This is a genomic window from Photobacterium aquae (assembly GCF_001029445.1).
Taxonomy (GTDB): domain Bacteria; phylum Pseudomonadota; class Gammaproteobacteria; order Enterobacterales; family Vibrionaceae; genus Photobacterium; species Photobacterium aquae.
This window is the reverse complement of sequence record NZ_LDOT01000013.1, coordinates 18,371-38,520: the sequence shown is the minus strand read 5'-3', so window position 1 is coordinate 38,520 and position 20,150 is coordinate 18,371. Positions and strand designations below refer to the sequence as shown.

The 20,150-nt window shown below is 46.0% G+C and carries 17 protein-coding genes and 1 pseudogene; 11 read left to right on the top strand and 7 right to left on the bottom strand.

Annotation, left to right across the window (positions count from 1 at the left end; translation table 11 throughout):
* Nucleotides 1–159: 159 nt before the first annotated feature.
* From ABT56_RS23265 to ABT56_RS11120, 3 genes are read right to left on the bottom strand one after another with little or no spacing between them, the layout of a single operon-like run.
* Nucleotides 160–2,352, bottom strand: coding sequence for an FUSC family protein (locus tag ABT56_RS23265; protein ID WP_053062452.1), 2,193 nt, complete (start codon nucleotides 2,350–2,352; stop codon nucleotides 160–162).
* A gap of 17 nt (nucleotides 2,353–2,369) precedes the next feature.
* Nucleotides 2,370–3,263, bottom strand: coding sequence for an HlyD family secretion protein (locus ABT56_RS11125; protein ID WP_047878948.1), 894 nt, complete (start codon nucleotides 3,261–3,263; stop codon nucleotides 2,370–2,372).
* 21 nt (nucleotides 3,264–3,284) lie between these two features.
* Nucleotides 3,285–3,500: a DUF1656 domain-containing protein gene (locus tag ABT56_RS11120; protein WP_053062451.1), complete on the bottom strand. Its 216-nt coding sequence runs from the start codon at nucleotides 3,498–3,500 to the stop codon at nucleotides 3,285–3,287.
* Between the two features lie 181 nt (nucleotides 3,501–3,681).
* Between ABT56_RS11120 and ABT56_RS11115 the strand changes: the two genes are divergently transcribed.
* The 4 genes from ABT56_RS11115 (at nucleotide 3,682) to ABT56_RS11100 (ending at nucleotide 9,865) form a co-directional block, all read left to right on the top strand.
* Nucleotides 3,682–4,578, top strand: coding sequence for a LysR family transcriptional regulator (locus tag ABT56_RS11115; protein WP_047878947.1), 897 nt, complete (start codon nucleotides 3,682–3,684; stop codon nucleotides 4,576–4,578).
* Nucleotides 4,579–4,983: 405 nt separating this feature from the next.
* On the top strand, nucleotides 4,984–7,797 hold the full coding sequence (locus ABT56_RS24415) for a helix-turn-helix domain-containing protein (RefSeq protein WP_205626073.1): 2,814 nt from the start codon (nucleotides 4,984–4,986) through the stop codon (nucleotides 7,795–7,797).
* Nucleotides 7,798–7,913: 116 nt separating this feature from the next.
* The gene (locus ABT56_RS11105) at nucleotides 7,914–9,158 is read left to right on the top strand and encodes an S-methyl thiohydantoin desulfurase domain-containing protein (RefSeq protein ID WP_047878945.1); all 1,245 of its coding nucleotides are present in this window, start codon (nucleotides 7,914–7,916) and stop codon (nucleotides 9,156–9,158) included.
* Nucleotides 9,155–9,865, top strand: a complete 711-nt coding sequence (locus ABT56_RS11100; protein ID WP_157037823.1) for an aspartate/glutamate racemase family protein — start codon at nucleotides 9,155–9,157, stop codon at nucleotides 9,863–9,865. Before ABT56_RS11105 ends, ABT56_RS11100 begins: the two co-directional genes overlap by 4 nt.
* 41 nt (nucleotides 9,866–9,906) lie before the next feature.
* Here the strand turns inward: ABT56_RS11100 and ABT56_RS11095 are convergent, their stop codons facing one another.
* Both ABT56_RS11095 and ABT56_RS11090 read right to left on the bottom strand, forming a co-directional pair.
* Nucleotides 9,907–10,569, bottom strand: coding sequence for a hypothetical protein (locus ABT56_RS11095; RefSeq protein ID WP_157037822.1), 663 nt, complete (start codon nucleotides 10,567–10,569; stop codon nucleotides 9,907–9,909).
* Between the two features lie 157 nt (nucleotides 10,570–10,726).
* Complete coding sequence (locus tag ABT56_RS11090) at nucleotides 10,727–11,425, bottom strand: helix-turn-helix transcriptional regulator (RefSeq protein WP_240478296.1); 699 nt, start codon at nucleotides 11,423–11,425, stop codon at nucleotides 10,727–10,729.
* 605 nt (nucleotides 11,426–12,030) lie between these two features.
* Here ABT56_RS11090 and ABT56_RS11085 point away from each other — a divergent pair.
* Nucleotides 12,031–12,642: pseudogene (locus tag ABT56_RS11085) on the top strand (murein L,D-transpeptidase catalytic domain family protein); the annotation flags it as partial.
* A gap of 151 nt (nucleotides 12,643–12,793) precedes the next feature.
* Here ABT56_RS11085 and ABT56_RS11080 read toward each other — a convergent pair.
* The gene (locus ABT56_RS11080) at nucleotides 12,794–13,945 is read right to left on the bottom strand and encodes an iron-containing alcohol dehydrogenase (RefSeq protein ID WP_047878942.1); all 1,152 of its coding nucleotides are present in this window, start codon (nucleotides 13,943–13,945) and stop codon (nucleotides 12,794–12,796) included.
* A 195-nt stretch (nucleotides 13,946–14,140) separates the two neighbouring features.
* On the opposite strand from ABT56_RS11080, the gene ABT56_RS11075 reads away from it, so the two are divergent.
* The 4 genes from ABT56_RS11075 to ABT56_RS11060 all read left to right on the top strand — a co-directional run bounded on the left by ABT56_RS11075 (nucleotide 14,141) and on the right by ABT56_RS11060 (nucleotide 17,323).
* On the top strand, nucleotides 14,141–15,040 hold the full coding sequence (locus tag ABT56_RS11075; RefSeq protein ID WP_240478295.1) for an AraC family transcriptional regulator: 900 nt from the start codon (nucleotides 14,141–14,143) through the stop codon (nucleotides 15,038–15,040).
* 161 nt (nucleotides 15,041–15,201) lie between these two features.
* On the top strand, nucleotides 15,202–15,771 hold the full coding sequence (locus ABT56_RS11070) for a porin family protein (RefSeq protein WP_047878941.1): 570 nt from the start codon (nucleotides 15,202–15,204) through the stop codon (nucleotides 15,769–15,771).
* Between the two features lie 369 nt (nucleotides 15,772–16,140).
* Complete coding sequence (locus ABT56_RS11065; protein ID WP_047878940.1) at nucleotides 16,141–16,650, top strand: porin family protein; 510 nt, start codon at nucleotides 16,141–16,143, stop codon at nucleotides 16,648–16,650.
* Between the two features lie 193 nt (nucleotides 16,651–16,843).
* Nucleotides 16,844–17,323 (top strand): hypothetical protein, encoded by a 480-nt coding sequence (locus ABT56_RS11060; RefSeq protein ID WP_047878939.1) that lies wholly within the window; start codon nucleotides 16,844–16,846, stop codon nucleotides 17,321–17,323.
* 16 nt (nucleotides 17,324–17,339) lie between these two features.
* Here ABT56_RS11060 and ABT56_RS11055 read toward each other — a convergent pair whose 3' ends face one another.
* Nucleotides 17,340–18,371 (bottom strand): AraC family transcriptional regulator, encoded by a 1,032-nt coding sequence (locus ABT56_RS11055; protein WP_047878938.1) that lies wholly within the window; start codon nucleotides 18,369–18,371, stop codon nucleotides 17,340–17,342.
* Between the two features lie 169 nt (nucleotides 18,372–18,540).
* Between ABT56_RS11055 and ABT56_RS11050 the strand changes: the two genes are divergently transcribed.
* Nucleotides 18,541–18,930: an MFS transporter gene (locus tag ABT56_RS11050; protein WP_047878937.1), complete on the top strand. Its 390-nt coding sequence runs from the start codon at nucleotides 18,541–18,543 to the stop codon at nucleotides 18,928–18,930.
* Nucleotides 18,923–20,146: an HlyD family secretion protein gene (locus tag ABT56_RS11045; RefSeq protein ID WP_047878936.1), complete on the top strand. Its 1,224-nt coding sequence runs from the start codon at nucleotides 18,923–18,925 to the stop codon at nucleotides 20,144–20,146. Before ABT56_RS11050 ends, ABT56_RS11045 begins: the two co-directional genes overlap by 8 nt.
* Nucleotides 20,147–20,150 lie beyond the last annotated feature (4 nt).

Sequence of the window (20,150 nt, the reverse complement as noted above, 5' to 3'; positions counted from 1 at the left end):
GAAAATTTGTAGAGCGGCCATCTTAATCAATTATTGTGATCAACTCGACAACATTCCGTGATATTGGAGTGACTTTTCAGATCAGCTTGATGCTTGTCAAGTTCAATCGCCACCGAGTCATCCCCGATGGCATTGTGGTGTATAGGGGGCTCTTGGCCTCTAGATAGCAAAGGGGGAGAGCTTGAGGTTATAGAAGTTGCTGTGTTGAATATCCAGATTAATGTGCTGAAGTGATTCAACAAATAGCTGCAGCGAGGTCAGTAGCAGGTAGCACTCATCGGCGTCTTGGTTGCTAAATGCAAATTGTAGAACAGATTGTTTGCTGAATCCGGACAAGTACGTTTGCAGGTGATTCCGAAGTTGTTTTAAGGCGAAATCATGATCGGAATATGATTCGTTGATCATGGTGGTATTCAAGAAGGTAGCCATATCTTCAATAGAGCGACGGACAAGCCGATCGATCCCCGCATGGTATGATTGCTGCTGCCATTGTCGATAGCTGTCCGAAAATGCCCGGTACTGGACACAAAGACTATACGCATGGCTGATCAGTTTGTCGGCGTCTTTCTTGTCGATATCGGGGAATACCCGCCAATTAATGAGGTTACTGGCATTATCGGCCATCGCAACGGCCCTCAGTGGTGAGGGAACCGACAGGGTGACTATCGAGCCTGATGATGTATCTAGCAGAGCTTTTAATCCGTTTTGCAAAGAACGGCGAAAATAGGTGAGCTGACGCAGGAAAACGCGTTCTGGTGCACCGGAAAATACCCCGTGGTTAACAAAAAATATGACCAGCATTCCGATACTAATGATCAGTAGCTGGAGCAGAGCTGACTGGATATCGTAACTCGGTACCAGCTTCATCGCACTGTTGCTCATCAGAACCAAGTTTTGGGTACCTAACAGGCGATGGAAAATCTGCTGGGGCTGATTGAATAGATACCAAATACCAAAGGCATTGAGAAAGTAGAACCCGCCCAATTGCCAGATTTCTGTCAGATGCGGCAAAACGAAGACATATTGCAGCAGAACGAAGCTTGACCAGCCAATCATATACAGCAGGATTGAGCGGGTGTTGGCGAAGGGTAGTGAGAGTATCACGCTGCCCAGAATCCCCCCCAGCATGACGATCATCGCTCCGCCAGGCATAGGCACATAAATCCACAGAGCAATACAGATCCATATCATGATGCTGGCTTTCAGGGCATTAATCGCTCGCTCGGGATCAATGGCTAATGACCAATGATTACAAGACGGCTTGTTCAGTGATGCGGCCGTTGTAGTGTCACCATTTTGGACTTGGCCTGAAACGGCCTCGTGCAGTGTCTGGAGCATAACATGGTGCAAGGAGTCCATGTCATTGAGTACTTTTTCAAGCAGTCTTAGCGCACCATGCTGTTCGCTGGAATTTGCAGCCATTTTGAACAGGGCAATTGGCACCGGAGGTGGATTGCTGCCGGCGCTGTTGTCGGGTGGCAAAGCCTGTTGGCTCTGATCGCGGTTGTTTGCAAGCAATGACGAGGCCAAGAGGGCGCGACTTTTCATATTATTGAAAAGCTGGATAACAGCCTTGCTCTGTTCCGGATCAAGTGGCTTGCTGAGCATATGGTTGGCTTCTGACAGGTGCCCGCATAATAGGGCCCACTGGCTATGCTGGGCGAGTAGTTGTTGCCATTGAGCTTCCCCGCCACTGATTTGATAGCTATCGGCTTTTGCCGCTTGAAGGAGATCTTCAAAGCGAGTTAGCTGTTTGAGGCTATTGCCGAAAGAATATTCTTCACCAAGCTGCCCAGTACTCTCAAGGTTGGCGATGGCAGTGTCGAGGTGCTGTGCTTGGGTATCGAAATAACCTTTGAGAGTATCAAACAATACGATGCGGCTTGAGGCCGGCCACATCAAGCTGAATACCAAAGTAAAACAGAACACCCCGAGAACGGTTTCCTGAATACGCAACACCGCAATGGTGAAGGTGAGATCGCCGGAAAGCTTGCCCATGACGATAACCAGAGTGGCAACCATCAGGCCGATACTCCAGGCATAGCCATTTCGCGGATTGGTTTGCTGGTAGACGCACAGGGCGGCAAAAGCGGTGTAGCACAACAGAAAATGCAAGGGTTGTTGCGCGAAAGAACCGACAAGGACAAAGGCCATTCCCACGCCAAGCAAGGTGCCGAGAATACGGTGGCGGCCTTTTTTCAGCGAATGGCCACTGGTTTCAGTGGCAGCCATGACAATAACAGCAAAGGCGGCCCAGTAGGGTTTGTCCCATCCAAGCCACAATGCACTGACAATGGCGAGGGTGAGCGCAGTGGCTACCTTGATAGGCAGTTTGCAACGTTGGCTTATCATGGCATTTCCTCGGCAGGTTACGGCAATAGTGTGGTGAGCGAAATTGCAGGGTGTTTGTGAATCATGATCGATGCCGTTGCTCCGACACGCAGTTCGATATCATCGGGTAGAGTATCGAGGCTAATGCGAACCGGAATACGCTGGGCCAGTCGGATCCACTGAAACGTTGGGGTGACATTCGGTAGCAGTGATACGCCGGTGCTGCCATCTTTGTGGGCAATGCCGTAGCCAATACTTTCTACATGTGCCGCTAGCGGTTGGTTGCCGTAGGCCATGAGGGTAACGGTTGCCGTTTCACCTGGCTTCACGTCTTTGATATCTGTTTCTTTGAAAAAACCTTCAATCCAGAAACTGTGTTTGTCTACCAACGCAACCACAGGCTGATTGGCAACAACCTGACTGCCAATCCGCAGGTTGAGGTTTGTGATATATCCGTCTACTGGCGCTGTTACCTTAGTAAAGCTCAGGTTGAGTTTAGCTTCTTCAAAAGCCGCCTTGGCGACCATTACCCCGGCTTTGGCCGCCTGAACGGCATTGGCTTGCTGGGTTAGAATTAGCTGTGAGATCGCACCGGGCTGACGCCGAGCCAGAGATCGGCCACGGTAAGCCTCATCTTGTGCCCTTTGCAGCTGTGCCTCGGCCTGAGCCACACTGGCTTCAGCTTTTTCTTGGGCGGCAAGATAGGTGCGAGGGTCGATTTCAAACAGTAAGTCTCCGGCCTTAACCTCGCTGTTATCTGTGATATGGATTTTGACGATAGGGCCGGTAACTCGCGGTGTGATCTGGACCACTTGGGCTCGAATCTGGCCATCACGGGTCCATGGGTTCGTCATGTATTGTTGGTATTTCCAGCCAATCGCAGTAGCTGCCAGAATCATTAGGCAGAAGGTAACAAAAACGCGCTTATTCACAGCAATAATCTCGATAACAGGTTAAGAAGGGAAAACGTAGGTACCAATGAGGACCGTATAAACAATGGCGATGCAGAGTTCGGCCAGAGGAGGGCTGGCGACATATCGATGCCATTGCAGTTTGTTCAATAGCCGGGCTGTCAAAGAGGTACAGACAACCCCGAGAAAGCCTGCAACGAGCAACGGGGGGAGGTAGATATCGCCGATGGCAATTTCTTTTGGGATAGCATTCAGCACAGTCAGGTTCTCTTCTTAAGCGCGGGGTAGGTGGCCAGAAGGGCCAATGTGATAATGCTGTGATATTAATCACATAATTGGCTGGAATAAATATCCATTAAGGGAATACAATCGAAACTCACGGTTTCTAATCAAGCTCGAAAAATGAGCGTAATTGTTGTTAATTGGGAGTGGGGCCTACGTGGATAGAATCACCAGTATGGAAATATTTGTACGGTCCGTTGAGCTCGGATCTTTTGCAGCAGTTGCCGATGAGTTTGGGATAAGTGCCCAAATGGTAGGCAAGCATGTCCGTTCCCTGGAGGCCTCGTTGGGTGCCAAACTGCTGGTGAAATCAACCCGCTTTCAAAGCCTGACGGCTGCTGGAGAGCAGTATTACCAGCGTTGTTTGACCATTCTGGCAGAGCTCAAAGCTGCGCAGGAAGATATTTATCGTAATATGAATGAGCCGTGTGGGAAGCTGAAGATCTATGCTGGGGTGAATGTTGGAATAAAAGCACTCTCGCCGGCCTTAGCCCGCTTTATCGAGCAGTATCCGAGATTGGAAATTGAGCTGATATTGGACAACAACCAGCCGGATATCAAAAAAGAGGGGTACGATATTATTTTTCGCGATCGGGTGGATGGCTATGAGTACTTGATCGCCAACAAATTGCGCAGTTTTGAAATGGTGGTGTGCGCCTCTCCGGAATATTTAGCTAAATACGGTGTGCCATCGCATCCGATGGAACTGGAAAATCACCAATGCCTTCAGCCGAGCGGTTTGAATAGTGCTTATAAGTGGTGTTTTTATCACGGTCGGCAAAGTTTTTCGCCATTGGTATCGTCGCGACTGACGATGAACAGCGGGCAGGCGATGATGGCAGCCGCATTGGAGGGCGCAGGGATCACGATGCAGCCGATTTTCCAAGTTAGGGAGGCGTTGTCTACGGGGAAATTGATACAGATTTTGACTGATTATAAATTACCAGAAATTGAGTTGTTTATGCTTTACAAGCCGTCGTTACGCAATACCGCGAGGCTGACACTAATTAGTGCATTCTTAAAAGATGCACTCAGTCGAGTCAGTAATGAGTAGTTAGGTACACCTAGTTACCTCAAGATAGCTTGTGTTGAATCCTGTATTCTTGAGGTAATGTAAGTATATTCAGCTATTAACCATGGATTTGTTTGTTCTGTTTTTAAATATCCATATTTGCTTGTTTTTAAAGTAAATAAATCGACATGTCTCGTTTGCATTATAAAATTTCAGTGTAATAGATGAGTGTTACATTGAAATTACGTGGTCTAAATCAAGTTAATGTGACTTATTTTGATTGTAGTGATTTGTATTTTATTATGTTGTATAGCATTGTGGTATTTACAATATAGTTATTTATCCTCATATGAGCTCATCGAATATCAGAGTTCAGATTAAATGTCGTTATGCTCTAGCTAGCTTAAATTACAATTGTGGTGTTTTTAGAATAAAAAGGTTTACGGAATGGATGGTAAGCAGGTTCTTAATAGTCAATATTTGAAGTCATTAAGAAGAGAATATGGATTAAGTCAAGAGGCCTTGGCAGACGCATGCGAACGGAAATGCTTGCGAATTTCTATTGCTACAATAAAACGAGCTGAGACAGGAAAGGCAGTAAATTATAGAACGACTAAAAATCTTGCGGCTTTCTATGGCATTGAAGTTAATGACCTTATTATGCTGCCTGATAGTGAAGAGAAAGAGAGTACTACATGTCAAGAGCGGCTTGGTGTGGTGGCACTTTTCAAAGCCTCTGATGTTGAAGTCTATTCCTATGCACTGGCAAGAATTGAGAGTTACCAGCCATTGCTGATAGAGAAATATGGAACCTATATCGTTGCGGCATTTGGACGTTATTCGAGTGCTATTCAAGATGAAAATAATTTTTCTCAATCAAAGCAAACATTATCTTGTATGTTTGACCTTTTTAATGAAATAAAATCGCGTTCATCAATATTGAGTCCATTTTGTTGCTTAGTCAATGTCACCACAATTTTATGTCAAGAATCGCAATTTTTTCTAGATAAAAAGCAGTTAACGGCGTTAATCGAAACCAGCCATGATATGCCGTACAACACTTTCATTGTGAGCGAATCACTGAGAGCTTTGCATTTACAGCAGTTTCATTTTACGGCGTTGAATGACTCAGTAAAACCTGATTGGTGGCAACTGGATGTAATGAATAGCCTGCCATCTGGCCCTTATTTTATTGGGCGCGATGTTGAGCTTGAGCAAGTTAAACGACAAATTGCTGAAAGTACTCTTACCAATAAGAGCAAAGTGATTGGGATCTGGGGGGAGCAGGGGATTGGTAAAACGTGTTTTTTGCATCAGCTTAGCGAGACGATACAGCAAGATGGTTTGATAACTGGTTGGATTGATATCGAGAAGAATGAATCCAATGTTATCAGAGAGCTAAAACAAGGTAGTGCTGATATTGTCTTTATAGATAACGTCCATTTGCTGAGTGAGCAAGGAATGCAGATTTTGCATGAGGCTGTTGTTGAGATCGCCGACCGGGTGTTGACTGTTATAGTGACGGCGACGGTGGCTGACAAGGCCCGTGTTCAACGGCATATTCAGGTTGATGCAAGTTTGATACTCCCCGCACTAACTGCGAGTGAGTGTAGGCTTTTGGTCTCTCAGTATTCTGGTTCGCATCTACCTGAGGAGATGGCAGAAAAAATAGTGTCAAAATGCCAAGGTAACCCGCTGTATTTATCCTTGTTGCTGTCAAGTCATGATTTGGCGACGGTTCCGGATACATTGCAGTTATTGTTCGAAGAGCAATTAGCTGTGCTATCGCAGGAAGATCGAAATGTATTGAAGATATTGGCGATCGCGAATAAACCGCTAAGGCTAGAAGATATTCGGGCCTTATTATCTGAAAAAATTGATATATCAACACTCTATCAAACCCACCTTGTTATACCTTATGGTGTTGACCAGCTTACTGTAGCCCACGATTTGATCGCTGATGCGCTATCACAAAGTTTGGCAAGCAGTGAGAAGTTATACCTTCATCGTCAGTTAGCGGAATATTTCGAAAAAACAAACATTCCCAATAATTTGACGGAACTCCAATGGTTGGCTGATCAGTTCTTGGCTGCGGGTTTAGATTTTAAAGCGGCTTATTATTTGGGGCGCTGCGGTAATCTGCAATTGGCAGAAGGGCAGTACAGTGACGCTGAAGAGGCAATTAAAGCGGCAGAAAAGCTGCTGGGTAATCTGCGGCTTAAGGGTTTTGATACGGGGACTGTGAGTCAAGCACAGTGTGTCGATCTTGAGCTTGATTTGATGTTCTACCTCGCGAATATTTATAAGGTTCGTTACGGCTGGTTTTCTCCGAGTTTGATCGAACTTTATAATCGGATCATCGAAAAATGCGATATTTCCCAGAGCGAACACCGAAAAATTAATGCGCTGTTTGGCGTCTGGACAGTTGCCCTGACCCGTCTTGATATTGATAAGGCTATATATTACGCCGACAAGGCGTTGGAGCTGGCCGAGTTGCTTGATGATGATGCCGGGCGGGTTCTGTCTTTAGCTGCCCTTGCCAATACTAGCTTTTGGGCTGGCGACGCTCAGCGTACTTACGAGTATAGCTCGCGGGCACTTGAGTGTTGCGATGATGAGTTGCGTGAAAGCAGTCTTGAGCTGGCTGGGCATGACCCACGGATGCTGGCATGGTGTTTTAAGTTATTGTCGGCTTCGCAATTGGGTTTGGAAAACTGCGAATCGATGATGCTGGATATGGTGGACGAAAGTCGAAAGGGCGGGCACGTATTTAGTATAGCCATCGCACTTCAGGGAGCCGCATGGTATTACTGGCATGAGCAAAACCCTGAAAAATCCCTCCAGTATGCGCGGGAGCTGGTTGATATCTCACGAGAATATGGATTTCCATTTTATATCGGAATGGGATCGATAATTGAAGGCTGGGCAGCGTATCAACTGGACCCCTCTCCACGTCATATTGAGACCTTGGTAACGGGGTATCAGCGCTGGTTGTCTAGCTCTGGTTTTTGTCTGACTCAGTCAATGTATTCTTTGCTTCTGTCCCAGGTACTGGTTGATGATAGTCAGTATGATTTAGCTGTTAAGGTGATAGAGCAGTCTGTTCGAGACGCGTCGGAAACAGGCGCGCAATGTTATGTGCCGGATATGTTATTTTTAATGGGGAAAATTAAAAATAACGATGAATATATTTCTCAGGCTCTTGCTCATGAAGCTTGTACCCCTTTGCTAAAGCGGCAGATTGAAATGTATGAGCATTAAAGTCAATGCTGCTGCGTGAGGTCACCTTATTGTTTTTTGATACTGATTTGATACCAATAAATATTCAGAGGCGGTTACGCTCAAGGGGATAACTGAAATAACAATAAGGACTATTGATGAAGGGTTATTCGTACGACGATTTGAAAGATATTATTCGCGGGTCACATTTTTATGCCAGTGGGGGAGGTGGTGCTTACATCAACGGTGAACTCTTGCTGAAAGACACCAAGAGAGTGATGGACGAGAAGGGGTTGATGGCTCTTCCATACCTTGATGTTGATGATCCTGAAGTTGGAAGAGCAGGATTTTACGCACCATTTGTTGGTGCGGTTGGTTCGCCTCAGAAATATTGTGATGATGGCTTTATACACTCCCCGCAATGGGTTTTTGATCTTCACCAGCAAGTGATGCAGCATGTTTTGCAGCTTCGCAGTACGACCTTTGATTGTGTCCAAGTTAACCCAGCTCTAGAGTTTCAGTCTGTCATTGCTATTGAAACAGGAACATTGACGTACGGGATGGCCATGTTGTTGGCGGCGCAAAAAAACATACCAATCATGAATATGGATGGTTGCGGCCGTGCAGTGCCTGTTTTGCCGATGGTTGGCCCGGCTCAGAATGTACCAGGCGCACCGAGACTTTCTCCCGTTGCACTTGTTTCTGAGACAACAATTGCTGATGGTGGTGCACAATTGGTTATTAATACTGATGATTTGGGTAATCTCAATGACATGATGCACGGTATTATTAGTGATGATCAGGGATTTGACCAACGATCAGCCATGAGTTGCTTTGCGATTTCAGGCCAAGATATCCAAGCGAGTCAACAAGGTTATTATGTATCGGGTTCGCTAGAGAGGGCTCGTTTATTGGGGGCGGCGATTAGACTGGCGGGAAAAGAAAGTTTAGCGAAACAAATTGAAGCTGTTAGCGGTGGCATCAAAGTAACAACCGCAACCGTTGTGCATGCAAAGAACTATACGGAACAAGGGTTTGACCTGATTGACGTCATTATGCACGAGGATGGCGGACGAGGGCGAATTTATCGTGCGATTGCTGAAAATGAAACGCTTTTGTTAGAGACCAAAGAAAGCGGCTGTGATTACCAGCCAGCGGTGATGGGACCTGACTCAATATGTTACGTAACGACGGACGGACAAACATTAAGCAATACCGAGATCAAAGAGGGAATGCATGTCCATGTATTTGCGGTTCCGGCTGCGCAAGGTATGAATACGCCTGCCTTACAGAAGCTGTTCATTAATGAAATTAATACCGTGCGTAAGCAGTTGGGTATTAAGCCTGCGATCACTACTTATGTTTCGCCATTTGTAAATCATTGTCAAAATGGAGGTCAATGATGCGTCTACTCGTCGTTACACCGGTTAATACCGATCATTTTAATGCTGAAATAGCTGCAAGTGTGAAAGAGGTTGTGGCTCCGGATACTCGAATCGATGTGAAGAATATCAATCAAGGTACCTCTTGTATCCAGTCACGGGTGGATTTGGCGGTTAATGCTCCGCATGTAATTGAGTTAATCGGCAAGGAAGCCAAGAATTATGATGGTGTCTTTGTTACCGATATGGATATGTGTGGGGTGGAGCAGTCGCGTGAATTGGTTGATATTCCCGTTATTGGCGGCTTTAGGGCTAGTGCATATACTGCGATGATGCTAAGCCAGAAATATGCCATTCTAACCATTCGCGGCACGCACGATTTGCAAAATGAGCATGTCAGGGCGTTTGGTATTCAGGGCAATTTGGCAACGATATCTGCTCTGGATCTTGGTGTTTATGATCTCGACAATAAAGAAAGAGTTTTTGACCTATTGGTTAGCCATGCCTTGAGAGCCATAAAAAGTAATGGGGCTGAGTCCATCATCTTCGGGTGCACAGGGTTTGTTGGTTACGCAGAGCCGTTAAGTAGAGTTTTGTCTGAAGAGCTAAGTTGTTATATTCCCGTCATAGATCCCAATCATTGTGCTATTAAGTATTTGGAATTATTAGTTTTAAATAAATTGAGGCAGAGCCAAATAAGTTACCCCAAGGTTAATGGGATATCTTGATTTTGATAAGGAGGGGAAGCCCTCCTTTTTTATTTCGTGTTTTATTCCATGATGATGCGATGTTTGGCAGTACAGGTATTGAAAAGGGGATCTCGATAATAGCCGATAGTAAGTTGCGAGCCATATTGGATATTTTCAACAGTAAGCGTTTGGTATTGTTCTTCTCTATGAGGCGGAATTACTTTCATTCCAAGTTGGCGGGAACGGCCTGTTACGTCATAAATGATGATGGCATGATTTACTTCATTATTTGGAGTATGAGGTAGAGCGTTGTATCTTATTCTAAAATGGTAATTATTTTCGTTGGTTGTGATTTTTAATATTTCAAGATCACAGAATTGTTTTTCAATAATTTCACCTTCGCAAAAAACGATATAGCAGGATATATCTTGCTCAAACTCTGAGTATTGCGTTAGTGCTAATGTGAATGTGCCCCGGGAAAAATCGATATCAGATTCGATGTAGGTTCTGTATCCAGTGACGGAGGCACTGATAGCGTGAAAAATACAAAGGGGATCATGATTGAAAGGGGAAATTGCACCTTGGAAAAGTAAGAAAGCATAGTTGTTGATAGGAGAGCCGGTGCGTGTTGTTTGCTCGCAGGTATGGTATTCGATAAAGAGCCGGTGAGGAGACTTTCTGTTGATATTAATGTTCTCAATAGCATCGCAATACTTGTTGATGCCGCTAAAACTAACCATCATATGCTTTTTAACCCGATAAGGTGTTGTTTTTCTACATAGACTTTAATCTGATTTTAGCGATGAATCAGTATCATTTTGGTATTAGTTTACTGATACTATTGATTTTTTTGTAAATGATACGAGAGGGTGAGGAACTTAGCCAAGCCCTTAGACTTGGCTAGTTAATGACAATAGAGCAAGGTGTCTTGAATAGCTGTTGTGGTATTACGGAAAGCCACCCGCCTCGTCTGCCATATTCCACCAAAGAAGCTCGATTTGTAACACCGACACTGGAAAACTTGACGATTAAATTGGCAATTTGTTTCTCTACAGCCTTAGGTGTACGGTGGATCAATTGGGCAATTTGCTTGGTTTGGCGTCCCCTTAACAACCAGAACAAGACAATTTCTTGTGAGTTGGTTAAGGCTATCATTTCGGGCGCCAACGTACTGAACGACTTTGTGTTGTTGTCCAGAGCGAAAACTTCTGCGAAGGTGGCTAGGTTGACAACCTCTCGTAGATTTCGAGCCTGAAACTGTATGCCCCAAGGTTCACCCTGAATGATGATAGGGCGTTTGTCAAAAGTGTATGCGTCAAAACCATGAGCATATTGATGAATATCAATGGTTGAAATGGTTTTGTTCTCACGTATAGCAATTTTGTCTTGTTCTAAAAAGGTTGCTGCAAATTGGGCGGTATCACATGGAATCTCACTATCAGTAAGCCCTGCGATATCGTTTGGCGCATTAACTAATGCACGGTATGCGGAATTCGCGTACGCAAAAACACCGTCTTTAGATTTTAGTCCGGCCGGGTGAGAGTATTGTTCCATCACGTCAATCATGACAGATATATATGTTTTGCTATCTATTTTCACTGAAACATTCTACCAAGAGGATGGATAAAAAAAAGTAGGGTAATTACCCCTTTTTACTGAATAAAGTTGTTTATTTGAAAATGCAATAACGCCAACCTTTGGTTTAAATCTGTTTAATAGCAACAGGTTGCATTTGATACTTACATGATACTGAATTATACCCCTTTGTCGGGGTAGATTTAAATATGAGCATATTGTAGCTCTGCCATAGGCAGACTTATGTCATTGGATACCAAGGAGGAATTTAAAATGTGCCCGCATTGTCATGTTCAAATGCTTAGACGGAAGCGATCAATTATTCAAAAGTTATATTGTTCGACTATTTGGAAATGCCCGAGGTGTCATTATTTAGTGAAACTGTGATACCTCGCCATATCATGGTTTATACGTTTTATTTAAAAAAATGGTGTTTTTCCCATATCGTAAAAATAAGCTCAGTGGCAGGTGAGAGATAATATGAGCATATGCCACGTTTTTTTGTTCATTTATGATGCGGCGAGGCAGGTTGGCCATAAAGGTGATAATTTTAGGGTGATCATTGTGTGTGTCTGTTAAGATTATTTTATCTAGGATGGAACAAAATAATCACACAATTGATTGTAAAAATGCTAAAAAAATTATTGTTGCTTGCTCTCGTGTCGCAGCCTTTGTTGGCAAACACGATCAGTGAACAGGTTGACCTGTTAGCCAAGGATGTCTACCGAGGTGCCGGTTTGCAACCTGTGATCGATTACCCTCTGTTTCGGGAAGGGGTTGAGGCATACCTGACGCAGGGATCCGGAGCCAACCCTAACTTGGTGATTATTGATTTTAATCGCCCGTCTGATGAGCGTAGGTTTTATGTTGTTGATTTATTAGGTAAAAAGTTAAGATATCAAACATATACGACCCACGGTATTGAAAGTGGGGGAAAATACGCGACTCGCTTTTCTAATACGGCTAACTCGCGCCAAACATCATTAGGCATCTATAAAACAGCAGAAACATACTACGGAAAGTATGGCTATTCATTGCGTTTGGATGGTCTTTCTGAAGGTATGAATGATAATGCCCGCGATCGGCTGATTGTTATTCACGGGGCAGATTACGCCTCTCCTGATTTTCTTGAAAAGAATAACTTCATCGGTTGGAGCTGGGGATGTCCGGCCCTTCCTCCTGAGCAGACCCGAGAGATTATTGACTTGATTAAAGGGGGAAGTATTGTCTTGGCGAGTCGGCGACATATATTGACTCAAGAAAGGAATACGCCGGTTTCTAATCGTGTGGAGCCGATGGAGACAGAGAAAACAGAATCATTTATTGCTATCAGGCGTTAGACGCCCCGGGAAGGAGTACGGGGCGTCATAGATAGTGTGTCGTTATTCGTGATTACAGCGCTGTTTCCAAAATGGCTCGGCTCTCGGTCAATGTGACATTGCCACGCTCGCCAAGCACGGTCATCCCGTGTTTTTCCAGGCTTTCCATAACGGGATCAATAGCGGTGCTATCTAGTTCGACATCCGCCAAGCAAGTTGGAACTTCCATTGTTTTGAAGAAGTCGATGGTTTTTGCAATAGCAGCATCAATACGCTCGTCGTTGCTACCTTCGGTAATGCCGAAAATACGTTCGCCGTATTGCAATAGTTTCTCTGCCTTGTCAGCTCGGCGCTGTTTCATGACCGCGGGCAGAATGATGCTGAGAGTTCGTGCGTGGTCGATGCCATAGTTACCGGTTAGTTCATGGCCAATCATATGTGTTGTCCAGTCCTGCGGTACACCGACACCAATCAAGCCGTTAAGTGCCTGAGTTGCAGACCACATAATATTGGCGCGAACAGCCAGATCATTTGGCGTTGCGAGTGCTTTAGGGCCTTCCTCAATCAGGTTCATCAGCAGGCCTTCAGCAAAGCGATCTTGAACCTTGGCATTGGCTGGGAAAGTTAAGTACTGCTCCATCACATGGATATAGGCATCAATCACCCCGTTGGCGACCTGTCGAGGAGATAGGCTGAGGGTTGTGCTCGGGTCAAGTACCGCAAAAATAGGCTGGACCAGTGGCGACATGAAAAATAGCTTGTCTTTGCCGCGTGATACTACAGAGCCAGCATTGCTTTCTGAGCCCGTTGCCGGCAAGGTCAAGATGCATCCTAGGGGCACAGCATCAACAACCGGTTGCTGTTTGGCCAGAATATCCCATGGGTCGTTGCCTGCGAAGCGGGCTGCCGCAGATATGAATTTGGTGCCATCAACGACAGAACCGCCGCCGACAGCAAGTAGGAAATCAAACCCACCCTCTTTGACCTTGGCTACAGCCTGCATCAACGTATCGTACTGCGGGTTAGGCTCGATACCGCTGAATTCATCCCATTGATGCCCACTCAATGCGTTGGCAACCTGATCGTAAACCCCATTGTGTTTGATTGAGCCGCCACCGTATACAACCAGCACTTTTTTGTCTTTAGGGATGTCATTGGCAATGGCTGCAATTTGTCCTTCGCCGAAGTGAATGCGGGTTGGGTTGTGGTAGGTAAACTTGTCCATGCGATATCTCCGTTGTATCGAGTGACTGGATTGAGGGATGACAGTGCGATTTTCGCAAAAGCCTCTCTGAGCTTGTTGCCAATAGTCTATGCCAGCAAGAGACATAATGGCATGCACGATCCTGTTTTATCCTTGCCTATTTCTACTTGATTAAGCATAGTGAGAGCATACGCATAAAGAGGGGATATAGCCGTTGTGATTGAGCATTGTGCAGAGCTTGGCGAGTCATTGTGTCGGTATTATCAGCTAGATAAAGGCCCTGGAATTGTCGAAACCGCTGTTTCTGGAGTACGTTTATTTCGGATAAATCGTTATCACCGTATGACCCCGCAAATGTACCAGCAAGGTATTGTGGTGATTTTGCAAGGGAACAAGGTCGGGCATTTGAATGATTATCAGTTTGAGTACGATACCGAAAATTGCCTGATTGTGGCAACACCATACCCGATTGCCTGTGAGACCTTTGCTTCTGAGGAGGCGCCGCTGATCGGGTTGGATATTGATTTTGACCTGACGATTATTCAAGAGTTGGTTGATACCGTGGAGCATTTTTCACAGCAGGGACAAGCTTGGGCTCAAGAGCAGAACAGAGGGGTGGCCGTAACCCCAATAACCCCTGCCATTCGTGATTGTTTGCGACGTCTGCTAGGGTGCTTGGCAAGTCCGGTGGATGCCAAGGTACTCGGCAGGCAGGTTGTTCGCGAATTGTATTATTTGCTGCTAAGTAGCGAGCAGGGAAGTCTGCTTGCCCATTACTGCAAGCAAGATAGCGCCCTGGCAAGGGTCTCCAAGGTGATCAACCATGTCCAAAGTCACTATGACCAAAAGCTGGTGATTAATGAACTGGCTGAGATGGCCGGGATGAGCGTGTCGGCATTCCACCGGTCGTTCAAGCAAGTTGTGACCGATCCGCCCTTGCAATATATCAAGAAAATACGTTTGAACCGGGCCAAAACCCTGATGGTGCAAGACGGCATGGCAGCCAGTGTGGCGGCATTGAAAGTTGGGTATGAAAGCCCGACACAGTTTAGTAGGGAGTTCAAGCGCTATTTTGGGGTGCCGCCAAGCCAAGCAGCCCATATCGGATTTTCCTAGAAATTTGAAGCAAAACAGGTAGGTTGTTCATATTTACTTACATATAAAACACTGTTTTATTGGTTAAGTTTTGGTTCAGATTATACGTGTACAGTGTTCATAAAACACAGGGCAATGACGATTTGCCTGATGATTGATAATCATTGACTAAGGATGAATTTATGAAAAAGTACGCGGTAGCCTCAACTCTTATCATTGCATCTCTTTCCGCAGCCCCAGCTTTTGCCAATTCCAGCCAGTGGTTTGTCGGTGGTGGTATTGGATACCAGAATGACAGGGTAGAGCAGACGATCCTTAATGAGCACAAGAAGACCAATGAAGATGTCTCCTATCAGTTGCGCGGTGGTGTGATTATTGACGATCATCACCGTATTACCGGTAGTTATAGCTATTTTGAGGACAAGTTTGAGCATGCCCTTCTCGGTTTGGATACCAAGCAGAAGCAGCAAATGTTCTTGGCTTCTTATGACTATCTTCTGCCAGTACACCAAAATATCAATTTGTTTGCCGGTGTGAGTGCGGGAATGGCCTATAACAAATTTGAAACGGATTTTGCGGCCAACAGCTCGACAGACTTTGTCTGGGGTGGTCAAGTGGGTGCTCAATACAACATTGGTAACAATTGGTCGACAGATTTGACATACCGTTACTTGGATCAGAACTACAATGAAGGAATGACAAAGGTTGATTATACCCAGCAGGTGGTGTGGTCAGTCGATTATAAGTTCTGATATCCATATCGCGTGGCGATAATTATCTTCAAAACAAAGGGCCATCAGGCCCTTTGTTTCTCCCCCCGCTTTACCAAGGATCATGAAGGTTGCCGTAGGCATGAATGCTGTGCCAGTGCGACCATCGGATGTTCTTGCATATCTTGTTATTCATCGTACCGCGCGGTTTAGATGAATTAAATCTTGAATTTACAATTCTTTATATTGGTATATTCAGGTTGAGTTAAGATTTAAAACAATGTTTTTTATTTTAAGTTCTGATTAAGGTTCTGGGTGTATCGTAATTCCAACACGGTACAAAACACAGAGTGCTCCCTGTTAGGAATTGGCTTAATGGTAGGCCGTTGAGCAGGGGGAAAGGAGTTAGACATGAAAAAGATCACAGCAATTTCGACTTTAGCCTTGGCAGTTATGGCATCTTCCCCAGCATTTGCTGCAGATACGCAATGGTTTGTTGGTGGCGGTGTGGGTTACCAAAACGACAAACTGAAAGGTACTGATGCCCCTAATGGCGAAGATGCGACTTATCAGTTACGTGGCGGTGCGATTTTGAATGATCATCACCGCGTGATGGGTACCTATAGTTATATGGATAAGTCATCGCAAAATATGTTCTTGGCCTCTTATGATTATCTTGTGCCGGTGCACCAGAAAGTGAATTTGTTCGCCGGTGTTTCAGCGGGTGTGGCAGATAACAAAGTCCGTAATGAAAGCTCGACAGATTTTGTCTGGGGCGGTCAGGTAGGTGCGATGTATAAATTTAACGACAAGTGGTCAACGGATGTCACTTATCGTTATCTTGACCAAGATTACGAGGAGAACAATACCCGGTTGGATTATTCTCAGCAGGTTGTGTTGTCCGTCGATTACCGATTCTGATTTACACGGGGTTGTCAGTGAAGGGAGGGTAACCTCCCTTTTTTGTTAGACGCTGATTCCATTAAGGGTGCTTGAACAGCCCGAATCCTGTTTTTTCTGGGTAGCCTAAGCTATTCCTAGGTGTCATTTATCTTTTGTTGTGTATGATTAAGTGCTATAACTGTCTGTAAATACAGAACATTAGGAATCACGGATGGGGCTGAATTTCATTCGGGCAGTCGGCGTAATATGCGCAGGATTGCTAGGGGCCGTAAATGCACAAGCCAATACCCTCGAAGGGGGGACTTGGCAGTGTAGCCGCGAACAGGCCCAAGAGAGCGATTTGGTGGAATGGACAACCTATCGTTTTGATGCTGGTGGAACGATTGCGTCCCAGGAGTGGTTTAGGCAGAGCGAGAACAATAGCGTGGCGCTTGAGTTTCTGCTTAACGTCGATTACCAGTATTTCCATAATGGTGATGAGTACGTACTTAAGCCCACCAAGCTCAGTCGTGAGCTGCGGGCTGACTTGTACAAGATAGATCCTTTCAATGCCGATGCGCGTCGAGACTTGATGGGGTACCGGATCTTTTTCTCCCCTAAATTTGTTGATGCAAACCACGCTGTGTTTGAGATGCGGCACCATATAACCCCCGACCAGCGCTTTCGCCTCAACTGTGTTCGCCGCGCCTAGTCATTGAATCCCATCATTAAAAACGACACCGCTCCAGCAGGGTTTCCTGATACTGGTGCGGTGTCTGTCCTCGCTGGCGTTGGAACGCCTTGCTAAAACTCTGTACATTGCGGTAGCCAAGGGATTGGGCGATCTCTTTGACGGGCATGCCTGTTTGCATATATTTAATGGCCTGGTTACAGAGCACATAGCTGGTAATTGAGGTGAAGCTCCAGCCAAACTGGTGTAACCGCCGTTGTAGCTGCTGCTTGGAGAGCTGAAATTTCCCCGCGACGAAATCCAGAGAGGGATAACCGTAGTAGCGTGAATAGTTGATCATCTCGTACATGACCTTGGCGGCATCGTGGGGCTGTGGCATGTTGAGAAACTCGTCCATATCGAGGTTGGAGAGCATAATGGGACGGTTGAACTGGAATGGTTGGGTATTTCCGTGTTCCAGAATAGAAATATCGATCCAGACTTTGGTTTTTGGTGCATTCCAGCGAATAGGGCAACCGAAATACTCCTCAAAAGCCACCGCGTCACAGCGGGGTCCACTAATTTCCACTTTCAGCGGTGAATAGTTTTCGCCCATAAAGTAACGCACTGTGTTGGTCAGCATGATGGCGATCCGCAAGCTGTCATGAAGTCGGCCTCTTCCGCTCGAAAAATGGTTGTCGTAACACCACTTTATCAGTCTGCCGGATAGTTCCCCGTGAAATGTCGCTCCCGATTGTAGGCATGAAGTGCCGTAGTTAATACGGCGGAACGACAGCGCCAGCTCAGGGGTAGAGAGGAACCAGTTACCGAGCCTGTCCATGTTGTCGAGCTTGAGCCACGGTGCGATTTTGGCCACATAGCTGGGATCGCCCAGCTCGGTTTCGATCTGCTCAAGCCAGCGGTTGACATCGTGGTAGGGCACAAGGGCCATCGGCTCGGCCGCGAGGGATGCCGGGATCCCTAATTGGGTGTAATCGACCCCGAGTTGTTTGTTGACTGCCTGAAGGAAGGGCTTCAAAAACAAGGTGCGGGTAAATGCTGCGTCAAATATGGGTTGGGGAGCCGGCATAACAAGTGCTTACAGATAGAAATGATTCGATGGATAGATTACATCAATATTTGTAGTTTTTTGAGCAAAACAATCCACGATAAGTACGTCCATCACATTTCCACAGACAATAAGCCTCATAAAAACAACGTATTATATTCATAACATTGCTTAATATTCGGAGAACATTATGAGTCTCGTCAGCATGCCTTTTGTTGATAGCGGGGTAGATACAGCGCTCCATGTTGTCGCTGCCATTATTCTAGTCGGTTCGGTGGGGGCCGCAATTTATGGTTTCTGGCGTATCCATGAGTTACCTATCCAGAAAGCCCACAAGAAAGAGCATCACCAGTTGGGGTTGATAACAGCCCTGACTTGGATTGGATTTATCTGGCATTGGGTATGGGTGCTTGCTGTGATTATCGCCTTCGTCGATGGTGAACAGGCGCTTCGTCGCATCCGTGATATCTGGCATGGCGACGAATCAGAAGAAGAGCAACCTGATGCCGCGACCATGAAGCATCGCCATACGGCCGCTGATTATGCGGTGAAGCGTGAAGAGGAGGCGGAGAATGCTTGAGGGTTTGGCTGTATGGTCATTGTTTATCTATTTGCTGCGCATGGTTGGCATGCCGTGGAATAAATTTACCAAGTCGTTTGCCTATCTGGGCGGAGCCGGTTGGTTGGTGTTCGTGTGGATTGGTTTGATTACCTTTGCCCCGATGGATATGTCCGGTGGGTCGGTGGTACAGGCACCGCATATTCAGTTGCGTCCGGGGTCGACCCAGATCAAAGGTCAGGTGGATGAGATTTTTGTTCGCCCTAATCAGCGTGTCACCAAAGGGGAGCTGATATATACCTTGGACGACGAACCTTATCGTATTGCGCTCAATAAAGCCAAGGCGGCGCATCAGGCCGCCGAGGTGGCGTTGTCGATAGCCAAGGAAGATGTGCGGATCGGGCACGAGAACTATCAGGCGGCGCAGAAAGATATCGAGATCAGTAAAAACAAGCTGGTCGCCGAGCAAGAAGATTTGCAATGGAAGCAGACAACCTTGCAGCGTTACCTGCAACAGAACAAAGCGGTTAAGCATACCATTACCGAAACTCAGATCGATGAGCAGCGAACGGCGGTAGAAGTCGCAAAGGCCAACGTGGTGACGTTGCAGTCGCAAATCGACAAAGCACGAGTAGTCGCGAATCGAGCGAAGTTGGATTACGAAAAAGCCCAGTTGCAGGTTAGCAGCGGTGAGGTTGATGTTGCCAAGGAGCAAGAGAATGTCGCTCAGGCGCAATGGAATTTGGACAATACCCAAGTTCATGCGCCAGCTGATGGCTATTTGACCAACTATATCATGCGAGAAGGCCAGTATGTCGGGGTTGTGCCTCGCATCCAGATGTACACCGATGAGAAGTACGTATTGATGCGGGTTAACCACCAGGCGATACGCAATGTCAAAGTCGGCCAGCGCGCTGAATTTACCTCGGCGGTTTACCCGGGCAAGATTTTCAGCGCTGAGGTGGAGGGCATTATCGAAGCGACCGGTGAAAGTCAGGGGAACTTGATTGGCCGAGACGATAATGTGCGCCAGACAACGGGCCAGAATGCGATGAACAAGCATCATTTCGTGAGACTGAAGCTGCTTGAATCCGGAGAGTACGACATCCCGGTAGGCTCGGTCGGTTTGGCTTGGATCAGTGCCGAAAAACCTATCGCGTTCTTGCAGTTCCTCGACGTTATACGCGGCATTATCATCCGTATGAAATCACAAATATTCTACGTGTGGTCGATGTAATAGA